This window comes from Leisingera aquaemixtae, assembly GCF_019801145.1.
GTDB classification, from domain to species: domain Bacteria; phylum Pseudomonadota; class Alphaproteobacteria; order Rhodobacterales; family Rhodobacteraceae; genus Leisingera; species Leisingera aquaemixtae_A.
This window is the reverse complement of record NZ_JAHVJQ010000011.1, coordinates 105,850-125,653: the sequence shown is the minus strand read 5'-3', so window position 1 is coordinate 125,653 and position 19,804 is coordinate 105,850. Positions and strand designations below refer to the sequence as shown.

The 19,804-nt window shown below is 67.7% G+C and carries 16 protein-coding genes; 7 read left to right on the top strand and 9 right to left on the bottom strand.

Translation table 11 applies throughout. The annotated features are described in order from the left end of the window. Nucleotides 1-429: 429 nt before the first annotated feature. On the bottom strand, nucleotides 430-2,613 hold the full coding sequence (locus KUW17_RS20310) for a calcium-binding protein (RefSeq protein WP_222482132.1): 2,184 nt from the start codon (nucleotides 2,611-2,613) through the stop codon (nucleotides 430-432). Between the two features lie 275 nt (nucleotides 2,614-2,888). Here KUW17_RS20310 and KUW17_RS20305 point away from each other — a divergent pair, with 275 nt between their 5' ends. Further along, entirely contained in the window at nucleotides 2,889-4,073 is a 1,185-nt protein-coding gene (locus KUW17_RS20305; RefSeq protein WP_222482131.1) for a peptidase G2 autoproteolytic cleavage domain-containing protein, read from the top strand. Between the two features lie 29 nt (nucleotides 4,074-4,102). Here KUW17_RS20305 and KUW17_RS20300 read toward each other — a convergent pair whose 3' ends face one another. The 7 genes from KUW17_RS20300 to KUW17_RS20270 form a co-directional block, all read right to left on the bottom strand. Next, complete coding sequence (locus KUW17_RS20300; protein ID WP_222482130.1) at nucleotides 4,103-5,089, bottom strand: ATP-grasp fold amidoligase family protein; 987 nt, start codon at nucleotides 5,087-5,089, stop codon at nucleotides 4,103-4,105. Between the two features lie 4 nt (nucleotides 5,090-5,093). Continuing rightward, nucleotides 5,094-6,530: a mannose-1-phosphate guanylyltransferase/mannose-6-phosphate isomerase gene (locus KUW17_RS20295; protein WP_222482129.1), complete on the bottom strand. Its 1,437-nt coding sequence runs from the start codon at nucleotides 6,528-6,530 to the stop codon at nucleotides 5,094-5,096. 403 nt (nucleotides 6,531-6,933) lie between these two features. Further along, nucleotides 6,934-7,905 (bottom strand): GDP-L-fucose synthase family protein, encoded by a 972-nt coding sequence (locus KUW17_RS20290; protein WP_222482128.1) that lies wholly within the window; start codon nucleotides 7,903-7,905, stop codon nucleotides 6,934-6,936. Between the two features lie 4 nt (nucleotides 7,906-7,909). Beyond that, complete coding sequence (gene gmd / locus KUW17_RS20285) at nucleotides 7,910-9,028, bottom strand: GDP-mannose 4,6-dehydratase (protein ID WP_222482127.1); 1,119 nt, start codon at nucleotides 9,026-9,028, stop codon at nucleotides 7,910-7,912. An 84-nt stretch (nucleotides 9,029-9,112) separates the two neighbouring features. Then, a complete protein-coding gene (locus KUW17_RS20280; protein ID WP_222482126.1) occupies nucleotides 9,113-10,072 on the bottom strand; it encodes a sulfotransferase in 960 nt (319 codons plus the stop codon). Further along, the gene (locus KUW17_RS20275) at nucleotides 10,069-11,595 is read right to left on the bottom strand and encodes a hypothetical protein (RefSeq protein ID WP_222482125.1); all 1,527 of its coding nucleotides are present in this window, start codon (nucleotides 11,593-11,595) and stop codon (nucleotides 10,069-10,071) included. The genes KUW17_RS20280 and KUW17_RS20275 overlap by 4 nt, the downstream gene beginning before the upstream one ends. Before the next feature lie 3 nt (nucleotides 11,596-11,598). Further along, complete coding sequence (locus KUW17_RS20270) at nucleotides 11,599-12,552, bottom strand: hypothetical protein (RefSeq protein ID WP_222482124.1); 954 nt, start codon at nucleotides 12,550-12,552, stop codon at nucleotides 11,599-11,601. A 207-nt stretch (nucleotides 12,553-12,759) separates the two neighbouring features. On the opposite strand from KUW17_RS20270, the gene KUW17_RS20265 reads away from it, so the two are divergent. Next, the gene (locus tag KUW17_RS20265) at nucleotides 12,760-13,806 is read left to right on the top strand and encodes a hypothetical protein (protein WP_222482123.1); all 1,047 of its coding nucleotides are present in this window, start codon (nucleotides 12,760-12,762) and stop codon (nucleotides 13,804-13,806) included. 38 nt (nucleotides 13,807-13,844) lie between these two features. Here KUW17_RS20265 and KUW17_RS20260 read toward each other — a convergent pair whose 3' ends face one another. Beyond that, nucleotides 13,845-14,384: a hypothetical protein gene (locus KUW17_RS20260; protein WP_222482122.1), complete on the bottom strand. Its 540-nt coding sequence runs from the start codon at nucleotides 14,382-14,384 to the stop codon at nucleotides 13,845-13,847. Between the two features lie 243 nt (nucleotides 14,385-14,627). Between KUW17_RS20260 and KUW17_RS20255 the strand changes: the two genes are divergently transcribed. The 5 genes from KUW17_RS20255 to KUW17_RS20235 all read left to right on the top strand — a co-directional run bounded on the left by KUW17_RS20255 (nucleotide 14,628) and on the right by KUW17_RS20235 (nucleotide 19,795). Further along, entirely contained in the window at nucleotides 14,628-17,018 is a 2,391-nt protein-coding gene (locus KUW17_RS20255; protein ID WP_222482121.1) for a glycosyltransferase, read from the top strand. A 1-nt stretch (nucleotide 17,019) separates the two neighbouring features. Continuing rightward, entirely contained in the window at nucleotides 17,020-17,640 is a 621-nt protein-coding gene (locus KUW17_RS20250) for a sulfotransferase family 2 domain-containing protein (RefSeq protein ID WP_222482120.1), read from the top strand. After that, nucleotides 17,637-18,323: a sulfotransferase gene (locus KUW17_RS20245; protein WP_222482119.1), complete on the top strand. Its 687-nt coding sequence runs from the start codon at nucleotides 17,637-17,639 to the stop codon at nucleotides 18,321-18,323. The genes KUW17_RS20250 and KUW17_RS20245 overlap by 4 nt, the downstream gene beginning before the upstream one ends. A 2-nt stretch (nucleotides 18,324-18,325) precedes the next feature. Further along, nucleotides 18,326-19,183, top strand: coding sequence for a hypothetical protein (locus KUW17_RS20240; protein ID WP_222482118.1), 858 nt, complete (start codon nucleotides 18,326-18,328; stop codon nucleotides 19,181-19,183). Between the two features lie 87 nt (nucleotides 19,184-19,270). Then, complete coding sequence (locus KUW17_RS20235; RefSeq protein ID WP_222482117.1) at nucleotides 19,271-19,795, top strand: hypothetical protein; 525 nt, start codon at nucleotides 19,271-19,273, stop codon at nucleotides 19,793-19,795. Nucleotides 19,796-19,804: the final 9 nt, after the last annotated feature.

The window sequence follows — 19,804 nt, the reverse complement described above, 5'->3', positions numbered from 1 at the left end:
AGCGCACAGCCGTGCGGTCAAAAAAATGGCCGCCCAAGTGGACGGGGCAACCCCCGCACGTGCCGCATCCTCCGACAGTGTGTCACGCACATCCGGCGCCAGGCGGACCGTGACTTTTCCTTCGCGGCGAGCCCGAGATGAGGACCGCAGAGATTCTGTCGGGGCCACTTCATCTCCCAGAACGATACCGATCAGCTGACCCAGAAGTGCCGAAACAGTTTGCCCGTTAGCTGCAGCCAAAGCTTCAAGCTTGGAGTGCTGGTCAGGGGGCAAGTAGGTCTTTGCTTGTTTCTTCCGGGTCGGCATTTCAATCAAAAGTAGTCTACCTGCTGGCGATACGCCTATCCTGCATTATTCTCCTTGGCAAGCGGATCTGTGGTCCGGGACCACATCCGGCAGAATTCGCCGGCCAGACACTCCGTCCCGGGCTCAGAACAGGAAGTCATCCGCCGCCAGCTGCTCCGGCAGCAGGCCCTGCAGGAAAATCTGCCCCGATCCGGTGGCGATCAGCGTGCCGCCGTCCTGGCCGCGGACCTCCAGATCCTGGAACCCGGCAGCGGCGGTGCCGCCCAGGCTGATCAGGTCGCTGCCCGGGGTGAAATCCGCAATGGTGTCGCGGCCGTGGCCGGCGGCAAAGACAAACTCATCGGCGCCCGCGCCGCCCGCCAGCAGGTCATCGCCGCCGCCGCCATTCAGCAGGTCGTCACCGGTGCCGCCCCAGATCCGGTCGCGCCCGCCCTGCCCCAGCAGGCTGTCCGCGCCCGCTCCACCCCACAGCCGGTCGCTGCTGCCGCCGCCCAGCAGCCTGTCCGCCCCGCCCTGGCCGCGCAGCTGGTCCGCCGCCGCGCCGCCCGCCAGCCGGTCGCCGCCGCGGCCGCCTGCCAGCTGGTCGCTGCCGCTGCCGCCCTCCAGCCGGTCGCGCCCGCCCTGGCCCTCCAGCAGGTCATCGCCGGTGCCGCCGCTGAGCGTGTCCCGCCCGGCGGCGCCCGCCAGCCGGTCGCTGCCGCCCAGCCCGTAAAGCACGTCGGCGCCGCCGCTGCCCGACAATTGGTCGGCGCCGCTGCCGCCCCAGAAGCTGCCGCCCGGCAGGCTCACCCCCAGGTCCTGCCGGTCCGGCGCGGCAAAGCGCAGGGCCGGGTCGAACACATCCTCCAGCGTCAGCGGGGTGCCGCCGGCGCTGTTCACGGTGATCCGGGTGTCCCCGGCCTGCAGCACGATGCCGCCGGCTGTTTCCCCGGCCGCCAGCTGCGCCGGGCTGTAGAGGCGGTCAAACGCCGACAGGTCCAGCAGGTCGGCGCCGGGGGTGAAATCCGCCACCGTCACCGCCGCCGCGTCCGGGGTGATCACAAAGATGTCGTCCCCGGCGCCGCCCGCCAGCCGCCCGCCGCCGGCCCCCGCCACCAGCACGTCATCGCCGCCCAGCCCGAACAGATCCGCGCCGCTCTGCCCGCCCATCAGCAGGTCATCCCCGCCGCTGCCCGCCAGCGTCCCGGCGCCGGGCTCAGCGGTCTGCACCACGCCCAGCTCCGCCAGCGGCAGGCTGAACCGGCTGATGCCGCCCTCCGCCCCGGAGGCGGCAAACACCTGCAGTTGGCCATCCACCGCCGCCGCTTCCAGCGCGGTCACGTTCTGCAGCCCCATCCCGGGCGCCTGCTCCAGCGCCCGGAGGTGAATCAGCTGCCCGTCCGGCGCCAGCCGGAACAGGCTCAGCCCGCCATCATTGCCCGCCGCAACCACCAGCACGTGGCCGTCCGCCTCCGCCACCGCCAGCGCCGCCAGGCCGCCGAACCGGGTCTCCTGGGTGTCATTCACCTGGCCGGCAAAGCGCAGGCCGCCGCCCGCGTCCAGCTCCATCACGCTGATTGAGCTGCTGCCCGACGCGCCCGCCAGCACCCAGGTCCGCCCGCCGGCCTCAACGGTTTCCAGCGCGGTGATGCCAGAGACCGCCAGCCCCTGCTCCAGCCCCAGTTCCCCGGCCGGCGACAGGCTGCCGTCCGCCGCATCCGCACGGTAGCTCCGCAGCCCCTGCGCATCCGCCGCCAGCAGCACCGGCCCGCCCGACCCCTGCACCCCGGCCAGCAGCGCCGCGCCCTCCAGCGCATAGGCCGCATCGCCGCCCGCGCGGCCCGCCGCCGCTTCCGCCGCGCCCGCCGCATCCAGCCGCCAGCCCTGCAGCCGGCCGCCGGCCTGGGAGACGCCGTAGAACGCGCTCTTGCCATCCGCCAGCTGCAGCACAGCCGCCGCGCCGAACCCGCCCGGTTCCGCCGCGTCCAGCGCCGCGCTGTTCTGTCGGCCCAGGCTGCCGTCCGCCTGCAGCCCCCAGGAGGTGAAGGCGCTGCCCGCGGTGCCCTCCTGCACCAGCCGCAGGCTGCCGCCCGCCTCTGCCAGCTGGAAACTGCCGGTGCGCAGGGAGGCCTGCCCGTGCAGCGCCTGGTCCTGCAGCTGCGGCAGCCGGCCGCTGCCGTCCAGCCGCCAGCAGCTGATGCCGCCGTTCATCCCGGTGATGGCGTAAAGCGTGGCCTGCCCGTCCTGCACCGCGATCTCCAGATCGCGCAGGTCGCTGCCGAAAATCAGATCTTCCGTGCCAAACCGTCCGCTGAATGCCAGTGCCATGGCCCGCTCCCTTGCGTCTCAAAACCCAGGCGCGAAGCTGGCGGGCGGGCGCGGCGCAAATCAGGAAGCAAAACAGGCAAAATCAGGGACATTGTTTACAGATTGACGACAATTTCGCGAACAAGCCGGGAACGGGAGCGGAACATGCCCAGCCCGCGGGCAGGCCCCAAGGGGGGTGTTGCGCACCCGGCGTACGCCCCGTTAGCGCCGCCTTGACGCGGCTCTGGCAGTCTGGCGCGCAAGATCCCCCTCTGCCCCGCAACAGGAGCCCCGCCATGACCCAGGCCTCGCCGATCCTCGCCCTGCCCTATCTGATGCCCTCCCAGGCGCAGAAACATGTGACCCACAATGAGGCGCTGCAGATGCTGGATGCGCTGGTGCAGCTCAGCGCCGAAGGCTTCGATGCCGCCACGCCCCCCGCCAGCCCGGGCCTGGGCGAAACCCATGTGCTGGCGGCCAGCCCCTCCGGCGCCTGGGCCGGCCACGGCGCGGAAGTCGCGGTCTGGCAGGGCGAGGGCTGGCTGTTCCTGGCGCCGCGGCCCGGCTGGCGCGCCTGGGGCGCGGCCGAGGGCGAGCTGAGGATCTGGGACGGCAGCGCCTGGATCCTGCCGCCGGCCGCAACCCAGAACCTCGCCCGCGTCGGGGTCGGGACCACGGCGGATGCCGCCAATCCGCTGTCGGTTGCGGGGCCCGCGACGCTGCTGACCCACTCAGGCAGCGGCCATCAGCTGAAGCTGAACAAGGCTGCCGCCACCGACACCGCCGCGCTGCTGCTGCAGACCAGCTGGAGCGGCCGCGCCGAGATCGGCCTGGCCGGCAATGACGATCTCTCGGTCAAGGTCTCCGGCGACGGCAGCAGCTGGCACACGGCGCTGACGCTGGCCGCCGCCAGCGGCTATGCGGGCCTCGGCACCGCCAGCCCGGCGGCGCATCTGGAGATTGCCGGCGGCAGCGCCGACTACCTGCTGGCCGGCAGCGGCAGCCCGGATTTCCGGCTCGGCGCCGATGGCAACGGCAGCTGCGCCGGCGCCTGGACCGGCGGCGGCGCCGATTACGCCGAATGGTTCGAATGGGCAGACGGCAACCCCGGGGCTGACGACCGCCGCGGGATCTCGGTGGTGCTGGAGGGCGCAAGGATCCGCCCCGCGGACCCCGGCGAGACCCCCGCCGGCGTGATCAGCGCCAGCCCGGCGGTGATCGGCGACGGCGACATGGGCGCATGGAAGGGGCGCTGGCAGCGCGACGATTACGGCGCGCTGCTGCGCGATGCGGAGGGGCGCCCGCTGGAAAACCCCGCCTATGATCCCGCCCGGGCCTACCTGCCGCGGGAGGCGCGCCCGGAATGGGCGCTGGTGGGGCTGCTCGGCAAGCTGCGCTTGCGCCGCGGCCAGCCCGTGGCCCCGGGCTGGATCCGGATGCGGCAGGCCGCGCCGGAGGTGGAGGAATGGCTGGTCCGCTGATGCCGGGCCCCGCCTGCGCCTGCCGCAAGTCAGTCGGGCCAGAGCTCCCACATCTGCAGCAGGGTGCGGCGGGCAAAACCGGTGAACTTCCCCCCGGCATTAGGATAGCTGGTCAGCTCGCCGAATACCGGCCCCCGCGGGGTCAGGTAGAAATCCAGCCGCAGCAGCCAGGGCAGCCGCCGCGACAGATGCTCGGCCATCGCAATCAGCGCGCCGTAGCCCGGCGGCACCGTGAATTCCGCCGCCTCGGGCCAGCCTTTCTCCGCATGCGGCAGGCGGCGCCCCTCGCGGTCCACCGTGGCCAGGCTGCGCTTGCCGCCCGGGGCGTTGCGGTCATGCACGCAGACAAAGCCGGCATGGCCGCCCGCGGCAAACACCTTGAAATCGCGCGGGATCACCAGCGCCGGATCCTCTGCCGCCTGCACATCCGCCAGCAGCTCTTCGGCCATGACCGGCACCGGGGTTTCGAAGGTGCGGCCGTAGAGCGCTTGGGCATAGCCCGGCAAATCGCCGCCGCAGGCGGCCCGCCCGATATGGTCCCAGCCCGCCGCCGCCACGATCACCCCCCTGCAGGAGGACGCATTCTGCGGCTTGACGACCACCCGCTCCGGCAGCCCCGCCCAGTCCAGCGCCTCCAGCCGGGGGGCAGCCTGGTACAGCCGCGGCAGCGGCAGGCCCAGGTCTTCGACATAGGCCCGCATCGCCATCTTGCGGCTGAGCGCCGAAACATGCGCATGCACCTGGCTGCGGGGCGCCTGGTACCAGGACTGCAGCCGCGCCCGCATCCGCGGCCGGAGGCTGCCCCGGCCTTCGGCCTGCAGATGCGGCAGCAGCCCCCAGGGACGGCAGAACAGAGACGCATCCAGCGCGCAGGCGGCCGCGGTCAGCGCCAGCCCTTCGGCCCTGGCCCCGCCCTGCAGCGCCCGCCGCCCCGCGCGCAGCAGCACCCGCGCCCGGCCGGGGGCCGCCGGCCGCGGCACCCAGGCCTGCGCGCCCGGCCCGTCCGTCTGCAGCAAAGCCCTAGCCCTTGGCGCCCTGGCCGCGGGCATAAACATCCTCGTAGCGGATGATGTCATCCTCGCCCAGGTAGCTGCCGGTCTGCACCTCGACCAGCACCATCGGCACCTTGCCCGGGTTCTCCATCCGGTGCACCGCGCCCAGCGGGATGTAGACCGACTGGTTCTCGGTCACCAGCTTGACCTCATCGTCCACGGTGACCTTGGCCGTGCCCTCGACCACGATCCAATGCTCGGAACGGTGATGGTGGCTCTGCAGCGACAGCGCCGCGCCGGGATGCACATGGATCCGCTTCACCTGGAAGCGGTCGCCCACCGCCAGGCTCTCGAACCAGCCCCAGGGGCGGTGGTCCTTGGGAAACTCGGTGGCCTGTTTCGCCGCCTTCGCCTTCAGCGCCGCCACCGCCTGCTTGACGTCCTGGGCGCGGGAGGCATCCGCCACCAGCACCGCATCGGGCATCGCCACCGCAATCACGTTCCTGAGGCCGATGCCGACCAGCTCCAGCTGGCCGTCCTCCGAGCGCAGCAGGCTGTCTTCGCAATCGATCGCGGTGGCATGGCCCGTCGCCGCAACGCCGTTTTCATCCCGCGCCCCCTCGCGCCAGACCGCATCCCAGCCGCCGAGGTCGGACCAGCCGCCGGCAAAGGGCACAACGGCCAGATTGTCCGCCTTCTCCATCACCGCATAGTCGATCGAAATATCCGCGGCCCCGGCCCAGGCCTCCGGATCGAGCCGCAGGAAGCCGAGGTCGGGCTGCCCCTGCGCCACCGCCCCCTGCACCGGCGCCAAGAGCTCCGGCGCGTGCTGGCGGAAGGCGGCCAGGATGGCCTTGACCGAAAACAGGAAGATGCCCGCGTTCCACAGGAACCGGCCGGAGGCCAGCATCTTCTCCGCCGCCTTCTGGTCCGGCTTTTCGACAAACCGCTTGAGTCCGATGGGCTTGGGCTCGAAACCGCCGGGATCGCCGTCGAGCTCCAGATAGCCGTAGCCGGTCTCCGCCCGGTCCGGCTTGATGCCGAAGGTGACGAGCTGCCCTGCGCGCGCCGCCGCCTCGCCCGCCGCCGCCGCTGCGCGGAAAGCCGCGGCATCAGGCACCACATGGTCCGAGGGCGCCACCAGCATCAGGCCGTCCGGGTCGCTCTGCTCCAGCCACAGCGCCGCCGCCAGCACCGCCGGCGCGGTATTGCGGCCTTCCGGCTCGATCAGGATGGCGCCGGGATCGATGCCGGCGCCGGCCAGCTGCTCGGTCACGATGAAGCGGAAATCGGAATTGGTCAGCACCAGCGGCGCTGCAAAGCCCTCCCCCGACAGCCGCTGCGCAGAGGCCTGGAACAGCGTTTCTTCGCCAGTGAGCGGCACGAACTGCTTGGGGTAGCTCTTGCGCGACAAGGGCCACAGCCGGGTGCCGGAGCCGCCGCAAAGAAGAATGGGGGTAATCATGTTATTGACGCTCCATTTAATCATACTTCAAACAACCGCCCGGTGTTCTTCTGGTTGCGGGCGCTTCAATACTTACCGCTGCCCTGCAGATCCTGTCTCCTGCAGACAGAATTTCAGCTCTTTATCTCACCTTAGTTTATTTTCAGGGAAAGCGTTGAGCCTTCCCTGGCCGTAAACAGTTTTGCACATCGCAAGATCTGCGTGGCGCTTGCTCCGTAAATACTCAACTCAGCCTGCCCCAAAGGCCTTCTTTCGAATTCTTTGGCAGCAGCCTGCGTTGAATTTTTTTTGCGCGGGCCCAAAGCGCCCACGGACTAGGGCAAAACCGCCACCATTGCGGCAGACATCCCTGCAGGCCTGAGAGGCGGTTCGAAATTGATCGAGCAAACTGACCCGCCTCTCCTTACAGGCGCAGCCCCTGCGCGGACAGGAACCAGTCATAGGTGCCGCGCACCCCGTCCTCAAGGCTGACCGAGGCCTGCCAGCCCAGCCGCTTGAGCCTGGAGACATCCATCAGCTTGCGCGGGGTGCCGTCGGGCTTGGAGGGGTCGGTCAGGATCTCGCCCTTGAACCCGGTCACCTCAGCCACCAGCTGCGCCAGCTCCAGGATCGAAACATCCTCGCCGCAGCCGACGTTGATATGGCTGAGCATCACCTCGGTCTCGCGCTGGTAGATTTCCGTATCCAGATCCATCACGAACAGCGAGGCTTCGGCCATGTCGTCCACATGCAGGAACTCACGACGGGGCGTGCCCGAGCCCCAGATGGTGACCGACGCAGCACCCGCCTCTGCCGCCTCATGGAAGCGGCGGATCAGCGCCGGCAGCACATGGGAGTTCTCGGGGTGGAAATTGTCGCCCGGCCCGTAAAGGTTGGTCGGCATCACCGATCGGTAATCCACGCCGTACTGCCGGTTGTAGCTTTCGCACAGCTTGATGCCCGCAATCTTGGCAATCGCATAGGGCTCGTTGGTGGGCTCCAGCACGCCGGTCAGCAGCGCATCCTCCGCCATCGGCTGCGGCGCCATCTTCGGGTAGATGCAGGAAGAGCCGAGCTGCAAGAGCTTCTGCACGCCCGCCTCGAAGGCGGCGTGGATCACATTGCACTCGATCATCAGGTTTTCATAGATGAACTCAGCCGGGTAGGAATTGTTGGCAACGATGCCGCCCACCTTGGCCGCCGCCAGGATCACCTGATCGGGTTTCTCCGCCTGGAAAAACGCCCGTACTGCGGCCTGATCCGTCAGGTCCAGTTCGGCGCTGGTGCGGGTGATAAGCGCCAGGTCTTCCCCCGCCGCCTGCCGCGCCTCCAGGCGGCGCAGGATGGCGCCGCCGACCATGCCGCGGTGGCCGGCCACATAGATCTTTGCTGCCATCGCCTTAGCCCTCCACGCTGACCGGCAGCTCGTAGCCGTGCTCCTTCAAGAGCGCATGGCGGCGGGCGGTTTTCAGGTCTTCGGCGACCATCTCGGCGCACATTTCCTGGGTGGTGATCTCCGGCTCCCAGCCCAGTTTCTGCTTGGCTTTCGCGGGATCACCCAAGAGCGTCTCCACCTCCGCCGGGCGGAAATAGCGCGGGTCGATGCGCATGATCACGTCGCCCACCTTCAGCGCCGGCGCCTTGCCGCCCTCAACCATGGCCACGGTGGCAATCTCGTCAACACCCGTGCCGGTGAACTCCAGGTGGATGCCCAGCTCCGCGGCGGCCCAGGCGATGAACTGGCGCACCGAATACTGCTTGCCGGTGGCGATCACGAAATCCTCAGGCGCCTCCTGCTGCAGCATCATCCACTGCATCCGCACATAGTCCTTGGCATGGCCCCAGTCGCGCAGCGCGTCGATGTTGCCCATGTAGAGACAGGGCTCCAGGCCTTGCGCGATATTGGCCAGGCCGCGGGTGATCTTGCGGGTCACGAAGGTCTCGCCGCGGCGCGGGCTCTCGTGGTTGAACAGGATGCCGTTGCAGGCATACATGCCATAGGCCTCGCGGTAGTTCACCGTGATCCAGTAGCTGTAGAGCTTGGCCACCGCATACGGGCTGCGCGGGTAGAACGGCGTGGTCTCGCGCTGCGGGGTTTCCTGCACCAGGCCATAGAGCTCCGAGGTCGAGGCCTGGTAGAAGCGGGTCTTCTTCTCCAGGCCGAGGAACCGGATCGCCTCCAGCAGGCGTAGGGTGCCCATGGCATCCACGTCGGCAGTATATTCCGGGCTCTCGAAGGAGACCGCCACATGGCTCTGCGCGCCCAGGTTATAGACCTCGTCGGGCTGCACCTCCTGCAGGATGCGGGTCAGGTTCGAGCTGTCGGTCAGATCGCCGTAATGCAGCTTGAAGCGGGCATTGTCCACATGTGGGTCCTGGTAGATGTGGTCCACCCGCTCGGTGTTGAACAGCGAGGCGCGGCGCTTGATGCCATGCACCTCATAGCCCTTCTCCAGAAGGAATTCCGCCAGGTAGGAGCCGTCCTGGCCGGTAATGCCGGTGATCAGTGCTTTCTTCATTGCAAAACCCTGTACTGTCTGCCTCATACGCTTGCCCCCGTGATTAGGGCAGGTACACCGGAAAGAGAAGGGCAGGTTTCCCGTTCAGGCGGATTCCCGGCCCGGTTCCGGGTCATAGCCCAGGCGGGCGCACAAGCTGGCATAGGCGGAGGAGGCCCCGGCCTCCTCCGCCAGCTCCTCCGGCACCGGCCGCCGCGGCCGGGGTTCGATCACTTCGCCGCGGCGGCCGCTGTCGCCGGATAGCGCGATGGCGGCAAAATCATCCTGGAAATCCGGATTGAAGGCCAGCCCGAGGATCTTGCAGATCTGCGGCATGCGCGCCTGCGGCTCCGCCACGAAGTCCTCGTAGCGCAACAGCTCCGCTCCGGCGTAGTGGTCCAGGAAGGCCAGGTAGCGGCGGGCATATTCCTCCAGCGTGGCGGGCTGCCAGTCCACCCAGTTCTGGCGCAGCAAGCTGAGGTAGGAATCCAGCGGATGGCGCACGGTGACCAGGCTCTGCAAACGGTAGCCGCCCTGCTCCAGGATCTGGCGCAGCGACGGCCGCTCCGGGACGGCGCTGCCGCAGCAGAAATGGCTGTGGGCATGATCGCGCAGGATCAGGTCGCGGCCTTCGGCGCGGGTGTCCATCTCCAGCGCCGCCAGCCCGGCCCGGAAGATGCGCAGCAGCGTCTCTTGCTCCGGCGGGCTGGAGCCCAGCTTGGCCAGGCCGATCAGGTCGGCGGGCAGGAAGCCGTGCCGGTGGGTCATCGTGCTCAGCGGATCGACCTCGCTCAGCAGCCGGGTGCAGGGCATCGCGGCAATGCAGCGGCTGATCAGGGTGCCGCCGGTGCAGGCGAAATGATGCACCGTGCGCAGCAGCGGCGGCTGCGGCCGGCCCGCCAGCTCTTCCCCTTCTGCCAGCAGCTCCGGCAGCTCTGCCGAGGACTGCAGCCGCCCAGCCAGGGCGGCATCCCGCTGGGCGGCGGCGGCCGTCAGGGCCAGCTGCCGCTCCAGCTCCGTTTCCGGGGCCGGTTTCGGGGGCTGGGGCGGGGCCAGACGGCTCATGCGCCGCTGCCGCTTCTGAGAGCGGCGGCGGCCAGAACCGGCCGGGCCTCTTCCGGCGCGCTGTCATCCATCAGATAGCCCAGGCAGGCGCCGGTGCGGCGCAACAGATCCTCCTGCGCCTCCTGGCGCTGCAGGAGAGCGCTGTAGCGCTTCTGCAATTCCTTCAGATCCGCTTCGCGGCGGCTTTGCAGCCGCAGCGCCACTGCCAGTGACTGCTGTGCCTGCCGGGTTTCGGCCCCGGCTGCAGCCGCTTTGCCCTCTGCGGCCTGCCGGGCCTCAGAACTAGCCGCTGTTTCCGCTTCCAGCTCCGCCACCCGCGCAGTCAGCCGCTCCGCTTCGGCTTCGGTCCTGCTGCGGGCAGAGGCGGCCTCGTCCAGGTCCTGCGCTTGGCGCCGGTTTTCCGCCTCCAGCTCCGCCATCCGCGCAGCTTGGTTCTCCACTTCCGCTCCGGCGCGGCTGCGGGCAGAGGCGGCGTCTTCCAGCGCCTGCGCTTGGCGCCGGTTTTCCGCCTCCAGTTCCGCCATCCGCGCAGCTTGGTTCTCCGCTTCCGCTCCGGCGCGGCTGCGGGCAGAGGCGGCGTCTTCCAGCGCCTGCGCTTGGCGCCGGTTTTCCGCCTCCAGCTCCGCCATCCGTGCGGCCAGGTTCTCCGCTTCGCCCCCGGCGCGGCTGCGGACAGAGGCGGCCTCGTCCAGATCCTGCGCCAGGCGCCGGTTTTCCGCTTCCAGCTCCGCCACCCGCACAGCCAGCCGCTCCGCTTCGGCCTCCAGCTCCCCGCAGCGTGCGGCCTGCAGCGCCAGTTCCCGGCAGGTGTCGGCATGCTCCTCGGCCTGCGCCGCGGCAGCCTCCTGGCTTGCCTCAAGCGCCCCGGTCAATTCCTGCAGATCCCGCTTCACCCCGCCTGCGCCTACGGCGCGGACCGCAAACAGATACGGCCGGTCCGGATCCTCCGGCGCCGGCTCCAGCCAGCCCTCATAGCCCAGTTCCTGCAGCAGCGCCTGCAGCTCCGCCAGCCCCGGCGCCCCGTCGTAAAGCGGCTGCCGCCCCTCCTGCACCCGGACCGACCGGAACCCCTCCAGCAGCCCGGCCCGGGCCAGCGCCTGCAGAATGCCCGCTGCCTCGCCGGGCGCCTCGATCACCAGCAACCCGGCGCCGTCCTGCGGCAGCCCCGCCTCCGCAACCAGCGCCTCCGGGGCAACCGTTGCCGCCGGCTCGGCGGCCAGAACCTCCAGCCCCGGGAACAGCGCCCTGAGCGCCGGACCGGGCGCGCGCAACCCGTTCAGATCAGAGAAATTGGTGCGGTAATAGGTCTGCGGCCCCGGCCGGGCGCTGACCGCGGCCTGCACCGCCCGGACCACCGAATGCGCCGCCGCCAGCTGCTGCAGCTCCGCCGCGGCTTCGGGATCGGCCTCGGCCAGGACAACCGGGTTCAGCCCCGCGGCGAGGTAAGCGCCGGCATCGCCGCCGCCCCCCGCGCCGATATGCAGGACATGGCTGAAGGGCAAGGGCACACGCATGGCCGCCATCGCTCAGCGCCCCCCGCGCAAGGCACGGCGCAGCCGCCGCAGCGGCGCGGTCAGCCGGTAGGACCGGGACATCTCGAAACGGCGGATCTCCGCCCGCAGGGTTTCGGCCTCCTGTTTCAGCGCCGCCGCCTCGCCGGCCTTGCCGGCCGCGGCCTGCTCCAGCCCGGCGATCACCGCACCGGCTTCCTTCAGCGCCGCTTCCTTGGCGGCCAGGCGCTCCGTGAGTCCCTCCAGCCGCGCCTCCAGCGCCTGATAGGCCTCCAGCCCGCTGCGCATCTGCTCCAGCCGCTGCTCGAGCTGAAGCTTCTCGCCGTAAAGCCCCTCCATCTGCTCGTACATGCTGCGCTGCTGGCTTTGCAGCAGCTCCAGTTCCTGCAGGCTGTCCTGCTGCTGCAGATAGGCCTGCAGCGCGGCTTCCGGATCCCCGGCGCGCGCGCCGCCCGCCAGCGCCGCGGCAGCGGCCAGCTCGCCTGCCAGCCGCCGCAGCTCCGGGCTTGCCGCCAGGCAGCTCTGCGCCAGCTCCAGCAGCACCGGCGACGGGGCCGGTCCGGAGGCCGCGCGCAAGCGCTGTTCCGCCGCCCCGCCGGCCGGCTGTCCGCACAGCGCCAGAAAGGCCTCCGGCGCCCGGCGCAGGGCAGAGGCATCCACGATCCGCACCCGCGCGCGGCAGCGCCGCTGCAGCGCCAGCACCTGCTGCGCCTGGGCCTGCCAGGCCTCCAGCGCAGCCCCGGGCTGCTGCCCGGCCTCCAGGCTCCGGCACAGGGTTTCCGCCGCCGGGCGGCACATGAGCAGCAGGGCCGGCCCGTCCGGCCCGGCCGTTTCCGGCAACTCACCTGTCACGCTGATGGCGGCGGCGTCCAGCGCCGCGCCAACAGCGCTCTGCAGCTCCGCATCCGCGGCCCACACCAGAAGCCCCTTGCCGGCGCCCGCATCTTCCAGCGGAAACGACTCTTTCATCATGCCCGTCATCTGTCCCTCAACGGGCGGCTGTTTCCGCCGCCCCAGCTCTTTTTCTGCACCACTGCCTGGCAGGGAACTTGTACGGGCGCGCGCGCCCGGTTGGCAACCCGGACGCCGGGCCCTTGCGGATTTTTGCAGGACAAGCGGCCGCCGTGCCTGCTATAGGCCGCTTAAAACAGGTTCCCCCGGCAGGCAGCAGACAGAATGATACGGGTTTTCAAGACCGGAAAGCACGCCATCCGCACCCCGCTCAGCTACCCGGCGCTGGCGCCGCTGTTCGAAGGGCGCATCGAACTGGTGGAACGCCCCGAGCAGGCGGACCTCTACGTCTTTGCCCATGTGCTGGACGTGCGGGACGCCCCGCAGGCGCTGGCAGAGGACTGGCGGCGGCGCCGCCGCCCCATCGTGCTGTTGTCGGAAGAGCCGTTCTGGGACACCATCTGGGCCGGGCAGCCGCTGGCCTCCTGCCGTACGGCGGACAGCGCCTGGGGGGTGCTGCCGCTGCACCAGCTCAACCACCACACCTCCGCCATCTACGATTTCGCGCGGATTCCCTACTACCTGCTGACCAACCACCGCTTTGCCAATGCCTATGCCGCGAAATTCAGCCGCAACACGCAGCTGGCGCCGCGGGACTGGGCGGCGGCCTTCCGGGACCGGCGCACCGCCCTCGCCTTCATGTTCGAACGCCGCCCCGAACCCTACCATTCGGTGAGCTGGCCCGAGGGCAATATCACCGGCCTTTGCCACTGGCGCACCCTGGTGGCAGAAGCCTGCCGCCGCGGGCCGATCGAGCAGCTGGGCCGCAGCTGGCAGCCGGACGCGCCACCGCGCAACCGGCTGACCGACTGGCACCTGGACAAGCTGGCGCTGCTCGACGGCCGCCAGCGGGTGCTCGCCGCGTTCGAGAACACCCACCAGCCCAGCTACATGACCGAGAAGATCTTCGATGCCTTCGCGGCCGGCGCCCTGCCCGCCTACTGGGCGGCGCCGGAGCACCGGATCCACGAGTTCGGCCTGCCCGGCAGCGCCTGGGTCAACCTGCACGGCCAGAACCCGGCGGACGCCGCCGCCACGCTGGACGGGCTCGGCTGGGACGACCCGGCCTGGCTAGAGGAGGTCTGCGCCGCCTATTGCCAGGCGCAGCAGGCGCTGGCCGCGCTGTTCTGCAACCCGCGCCACTGGCAGCAGGAGCGCCGCCGGCTGCAGCAGGTGCTGCCCGCCGAACTGGCCCGCATCCTGGACGGCTGAGCCGCCCCGCCCGGCAAAAGGAGGACGGGGGCCGGCGGTCAGACCATCAGCAGCGGCTCGATCTGCACCGCGTCAGCCCGGAAGCTGTCGTCAAGGAAGAAGATATTGAGTTCACAGGCGCTTGCCCGGGCGGCCAGTTCGCGGTCCACCGGCAGATGCACCAGCACTTCGCGGGCGCCCGGCGCCAGCAGCAGCGGCGCGGCGGCAGGCACGTCGCGCAGGCCGCCCTCGGGCAGGAAATAGCGCAGCGCCGGGCTGCAGGCGATCAGGCTGCCGCTGCGCAGGGCCAAGCGCAGCCCAGCATAACGCGCCTGTGCCAGCTCCGCGGGCTGCAACTTAAGCCCCAGGCAGGCCCAGCGGCCGCTGTCGCCGCCCTCCAGCCCCAGGGTGAAACCGTCCTGCCCCGGACCCGCGGACATCCGCGCATGGCCGCCCGGGTCGCAAGACAGCCACAGCCCCTCTCCCAAGTCCAGATGGCCCGCCCGCACGTCCCGGGGTGCGGCTTCCGCAAGGGCGGCGGCCTGGCCGCGCAAATGATCGAGAGCAGGCAGGGCGGCAGGCATATCCATGGCGTTCACGGGGGGTCCTCATGTCCGGTATCGTCGCTGCCGGGCAGCTTCCGGGAAAACGGCGCGGGATGCAAGCTGCCGCGGCCGGGCTAAACTCCACCCTGACGAGAATGATGCGGCATATTTTCGCCACAGCTCGGCAAGCGAAACAGCGGCCATTTACCCCCTGGGAGAATCCTGTAAATGTCCCCGCAAAAGCCGCCGCCATGGCCGCAAACCGCCAGCCCCTTCAGGACCGTTTCCGCATTGACCGTGACAGAATTCAAAACCGCCGCCCGTTTCTGGGACGAACTCAGTGAGTTGTCCCGCACCGCCGCCCGCCTGCCGGCAGAGGAAACCCGGACCCGCCTGTCCCGGCTCGCCGCCCAGGGCACCGGCGACAGCGATCTCGATGCCGCCAGGCAGGAAGCCCTGAAGTACACTGCGCGGGAAATCGGCATCGACCTGCCGGACCTGAACCGCCCGCCGGCACCGCCGCTGGCCCTGGCCGAAGGCCCGCTGCCGCCGATCACCGGCGGCGGCCTGCCCGGCACCAGCCTAGTCACCTGCGCTATGAACCGCGAGGCCAACCTGCTGCGGGCGCTGGACAGCTGGCTGGCCTGCCCCGACCTGCGCGAGATCATCATCGTCGACTGGTCCTCGGACCGCCCGGTGCGCGCCGCCCTGCAGGCGCAGGGGATCAGCGATCCCCGCATCCGGGTGCTGCGGGTGGAGGGCGAGCCGCGCTGGATTCTGTCCTATGCCTTCAACGCAGGCTTCCGCGCCGCCTCCTGCAGCCGGATCCTGAAGGCGGATGCAGATATCGTGCTGGACCCGGAGTTCTTTGCCAGAAACCGCCTGTTCAAGGGCAGTTTCATCGCCGGCAACTGGCGCAAGGCCGCCGCAGGCCAGGCGCATGTGAACGGTTTCTTCTACGTGCACAAATCGGACCTGGCCGCGATTGCCGGCTTCAACGAGCATATCACCACCTACGGCTGGGACGATGATGACATCTATGCCCGGCTGACCGATCACGGGCTGGCGCGGCGCGACGTGGACCCCGGCACCCTGCGCCACCTCGACCACAGCGACGAGGAGCGCACCGGCGAGGCCGCCGCCGCGGGGCCGCTTTCGGCGCTGGAGGAGCTGCAGGCGGGCACCATGTTCAAGATCCGCCAGAACCGCTTCCTGGCCAATACGATGCCCGCCTGGGGCCCGGGCCAGCACCTGCTGCCCTTCGAGGTCAGCGCGGCGGGCCCGGACGGCGCCACCCTGGCGCGCCAGGGCTGGGTGCCGCATCCGGTGCCGCCTTCGGTGCAGACCGATGCGGCCCATTACGCGGCGCTGGAGATGACCGCCTGGCGGCTCGGCTCGCGGGTCTTCGGGCTGGAGCGGGCGCAGCTGGCCAAGCTGCTGGAAAAACCCTTTGCCGATCTGACCCGGCTGGACGTGGAGCTGCTGCTGCACGGCCATCAGGCAGGGCTTGCGGGCGGCGCCCTGGTGGCCCGGCTGGAGGCGGCCGCAGCGCTGCCGGAGCAGGCGCTGGAGGCCCTCGCGGACCGCGCCCGCGCCTGCGGTCTGACGCTGGTGCTGAGCGGCCCCTTCGCGGAGCTGCCGCAGGCGGCCGCCGCCGCACGCGCCTGCCCCTTCGTGCCGGACTGGGAGAACCTGGGCGAGCTCACCCGCTTGCAGGCCGCGGATCTGGCGCCGCCGCGGGCGCGGGCGCCGGGCGAGCATTTCGAACTGCTGCTGGACGCAGAGGCGCTGGAAACGCTGGCTGCCGCCGCCCCGGCCGCGCCGGCGCTGCAGCCGGACCGGCCGCGGCTCTACATCGACGGCCAGCACGGGCTCGGCAACCGGCTGCGCGCCATCGGCTCGGCGGCGGCGATCGCTGCAAAGACCGGCCGCGAGCTGGTCATCGTCTGGCAGCCCGACGCCCATTGCGACTGCCGCTTCAGCGACCTGTTCGACTACGATGGCGCGGTGATCGAGGAGGCCTTTGTCTCCGAGGCCGCCTCCCGCGGCCTGCGCACCTACAACTACATGGAAATCGAGGACGGCGCCGAGAAGGACGCACCGGTCGATGCCGGCGGCAGCGCCAGCCTCTATGCCCGCTCGGCCTATGTGCTGAACAGCCCGCTCAGCAGCTGGGAGGACGAGAACCGCTTCCTGCAGCGCCTGCAGCCGGTCGCCTCGGTCAAGGAGATGGTGGCGGGCGTGCGCACCCCCAACGACGTCAGCGCCCATGTGCGCATGGCCGGCGGCAAGGACTATGAGCACCTGCCTTACGAGCAGGCCGAGGGCAACTGGAGCGAGGAGGGCCACCAGGCCATCGCCCACTGGCGCGAAAAGAGCCATTTCAGCCATTTCTTCAAACGGCTGGATGCGCTAGCAGCGGAAGGCCGGGTGGAGCGGATCTTCGTCGCCGCCGACCTGCCGGAAACCTACGCCGAATTCCGTGCCGTCTACGGCGATCGCGTTGCCATGCTGGAGCGCGCCGTCTATGACCGTTCGGCGGAACAGCTGCGCTACGCGCTTGCGGATGCGCTGCTTCTGGGCTCCTCGCCGCTGCTCCTTGGCAGCTCTTGGAGCTCCTTCTCGGAGCTCGCGATGCGCCTGTCGCCGCAGAAGATGAAGATCGAAATGAGCGGGAAGGATTTCTGAAGTGATTTTTCAAATCAGGTCAAAACGTATTCTGTTTATCCACATCCCGAAATGCGCAGGCACAAGTGTGGAAGCCGGGCTCAACAGGCTATCCGAAAGACCCATTGAACTCAGGAATGATTCTCCGGTGCCAGAGCTTTTATGGGGGCAGCACAATGGCAAACAGCTGCAACACGCGACGCTTCCTGAAGCACTTGAAAACACGGGCCTCTCAGTGGAAGACTTCGATGCTATATTTTCTGTTGTCCGCGACCCAATGGATCGGTTCTTCTCCGAGCTTCGCTGGCTTCTGTCGAACCCATACTTTCAATCGCGTGCTTCTATCGACTTTCTGATGCAGAAAATGGCCCTTCAGAAGAAGGATCGCTTCCCTCATTTCAAGCTTCAAAGAGAATTTTTTCAACCATCCGACCCAGTCGCTGTGTTTGATCTGAAAGATATCAACAAACTACCAGATTACATCAAGAGCATAACCGGGGTTACCCCCGTTATAGAAAAAAGGAATGCCTCCAAGAAAGACATACTGCCAAGATCAGTGGTTTCACACGAGAACATGAACCGCATTAAGGATATCATCGCCGCTGACATAGAGTTCTGTAAGGACCTTGGAGCCATAATATGACAGACTTGAAGTTTGCCTTTATAATAACTTATGGCAGAAGCGGCTCCACCTTGCTGCAGGGTGTTCTCAACTCATTGGAGGGCACGCACATTCTCGGGGAAAACGGAAACCTGATCCAATACCTATTTGAAATGCAGAAGAAATTGGATAGCATACAGCATTCCGTGGGCGAAAACAAATGGCGCACGGAAAAAGATCCCTTTTTCGGAATAGACTATTTGACCTTCGACCTGATCGCGAAGGCCACGCGCAGTTTCGTCACTGATATGGCGATGGCTTCTTGGACCGAAACGCGTCCGCCTCGCATGGTCGGTTTCAAAGAAATTCGCTACCCCCACATGCAAAACCCTCAAGAAATGCTGAACTGGATGAGGCGCGTATTCCCTGAAGCAATTTTTATTTTCAACAAACGAAGTCTTGATAATGTTCTGAATTCCGGAATGTTCTTAGAACATTCGGATGAGGCACGAAAAGAATTGCGCAAGCAGTTCGAAGCATTCGATGCAATCATGTCGCAACATGATCAGCAGGATCAAAACTCGATTTTATTAGACTATGATACTTACCGTGATGATGCCGCCTACATTTCGGAAAGCTTGTCGAGGGTAGGCATTACAATCCCGACAGATTTGGTTGCAACGGTCATGGAAAAGAAGCACAGCTACACGTGGAAGGGAAAATAAAAATGAACCATTTTGTTTTCCAGTCCCGTGCGAGAAGCTGCTCCTCCGAAGCTGGCGTTCTTTATTGCGGATATGGGGAAAAATATGTTCAAGAGGCGGCAGGGTCCGCGCGGAGCCTCAGGCGGCTCAATGACCTGCCCTGTGCCTTGTTTACTGACAAGGTGAGTTTCGCGCAGGAACTGGGGTGTTTTGACTATGTCCTTCCGTTCCAGCCACTGGAAGAATTTAACGCGGTGTTTGTTGCAACAAAGCGCCTGCCGTCTTTGAAGTTGTTTCCGCTGCTGGCGTCTCCCTTTCGGCGGACACTGCACCTCGACTCAGACACTCATATTTTCGGCGACTTGTCAGAAGCTTTTGACCTGTTGCTGCATTTCGATGTCCTTCTTACCAACGAAGCCAAAACAAAAATCGCGCCAAACGAAGATAAGTTTAGGTCCGGGCAGCACATGAGCCTCGAAAAGCTGATGATGCCCAGAGCATTCAATGCTGGCGTCTTCGGATATTCGGACACTGAGACCGCAACTAATTTCATCCGCTTTTGGATCGACGATTTTCTGAAGATGTCGGAAGAGTCCCCAGATTCCGGAAACTGGAAAGGGGTGAATGACCAGGTATCTCTGAACCAGCTTTTCAGCAAAGGCGTTATGAGTAAAACGGGGGTGAACTTGGGAATTCTGCCCAACTACCATTACAACGCCACGGGACGCATGCTGCCAGAGCTGCACAGGATCGGAGCGCTGGAGCGCGTGCGCATTGCACACACCCACCTTTGCGCACAGGTGCTTGATGAGCAGAGCAGCATACTGGAGCTTGCGTACCATCCGTCGCTTGCGAAGTTCAAAACCGACGCACCCACATAGTGCGGTCCACCCCTCCGCCCCTGCCGCACACCGCGGCCAGAACAATCAAAGGTTGACTGACGCCTTCCCATCCCGGACAACAGACCCATGCTGACCGCCCCCCCGCTTCCGCTTCCGGACCTGGCCCGGTTCCAGCGCCAGGACGGCGCCGGTGCGCTGGCGCCGGAGACCACGGAGCTGGCGCCGGGGCTGTTCCTCAATGCCGACCCTAACCTGGGGCTTTCCGGCAGTTGGCGGTCACCGCCGGGGCGGTTCCTGGAGCTGGAGGCCCGGGCCACGGGCCGCGGCGGCTGGATGGCGCTGCATTTGGCGCTGCCGCTGGGCGGGCTGCAGGATATCACCTATCTGGGCTATGCCTGCCGCGCCGCGGGCCCCGCGCCCTGGATGATCCGCCCCTGCCTGCGCTCGGGCACCGTGGACGGCGGTTTCACCGACACCTTCTTCGGCAAGCACATCCTCGCCACCGAGCGCCCGGCCAGCCATCTGGATGCACTCTATCTCGACAGCTGCCCGGAGCTGCCGCTGGCCGCCCCCTGGCGCGAGATGGTGCTGTTTTTCCCCTGCGAGGATTTCCAGATCCATCTGCATCATCTTTACCTTTTTGCGCTATGAGCTGCTGCC

Excerpts from the sequence above, each read along its gene's own strand:
- KUW17_RS20305 (WP_222482131.1), top strand. The coding sequence starts at position 2,889 with ATGACCCAGGCCTCGCCGATCCTCGCCCTGCCCTATCTGATGCCCTCC.
- gmd (WP_222482127.1), bottom strand. The coding sequence starts at position 9,028 with ATGAAGAAAGCACTGATCACCGGCATTACCGGCCAGGACGGCTCCTAC.
- KUW17_RS20280 (WP_222482126.1), bottom strand. The coding sequence starts at position 10,072 with ATGAGCCGTCTGGCCCCGCCCCAGCCCCCGAAACCGGCCCCGGAAACG.
- KUW17_RS20275 (WP_222482125.1), bottom strand. The coding sequence starts at position 11,595 with ATGGCGGCCATGCGTGTGCCCTTGCCCTTCAGCCATGTCCTGCATATC.
- KUW17_RS20245 (WP_222482119.1), top strand. The coding sequence starts at position 17,637 with ATGACAGACTTGAAGTTTGCCTTTATAATAACTTATGGCAGAAGCGGC.
- KUW17_RS20235 (WP_222482117.1), top strand. The coding sequence starts at position 19,271 with ATGCTGACCGCCCCCCCGCTTCCGCTTCCGGACCTGGCCCGGTTCCAG.
- KUW17_RS20295 (WP_222482129.1), bottom strand. The coding sequence starts at position 6,530 with ATGATTACCCCCATTCTTCTTTGCGGCGGCTCCGGCACCCGGCTGTGG.
- KUW17_RS20240 (WP_222482118.1), top strand. The coding sequence starts at position 18,326 with ATGAACCATTTTGTTTTCCAGTCCCGTGCGAGAAGCTGCTCCTCCGAA.
- KUW17_RS20270 (WP_222482124.1), bottom strand. The coding sequence starts at position 12,552 with ATGAAAGAGTCGTTTCCGCTGGAAGATGCGGGCGCCGGCAAGGGGCTT.
- KUW17_RS20290 (WP_222482128.1), bottom strand. The coding sequence starts at position 7,905 with ATGGCAGCAAAGATCTATGTGGCCGGCCACCGCGGCATGGTCGGCGGC.
- KUW17_RS20265 (WP_222482123.1), top strand. The coding sequence starts at position 12,760 with ATGATACGGGTTTTCAAGACCGGAAAGCACGCCATCCGCACCCCGCTC.
- KUW17_RS20310 (WP_222482132.1), bottom strand. The coding sequence starts at position 2,613 with ATGGCACTGGCATTCAGCGGACGGTTTGGCACGGAAGATCTGATTTTC.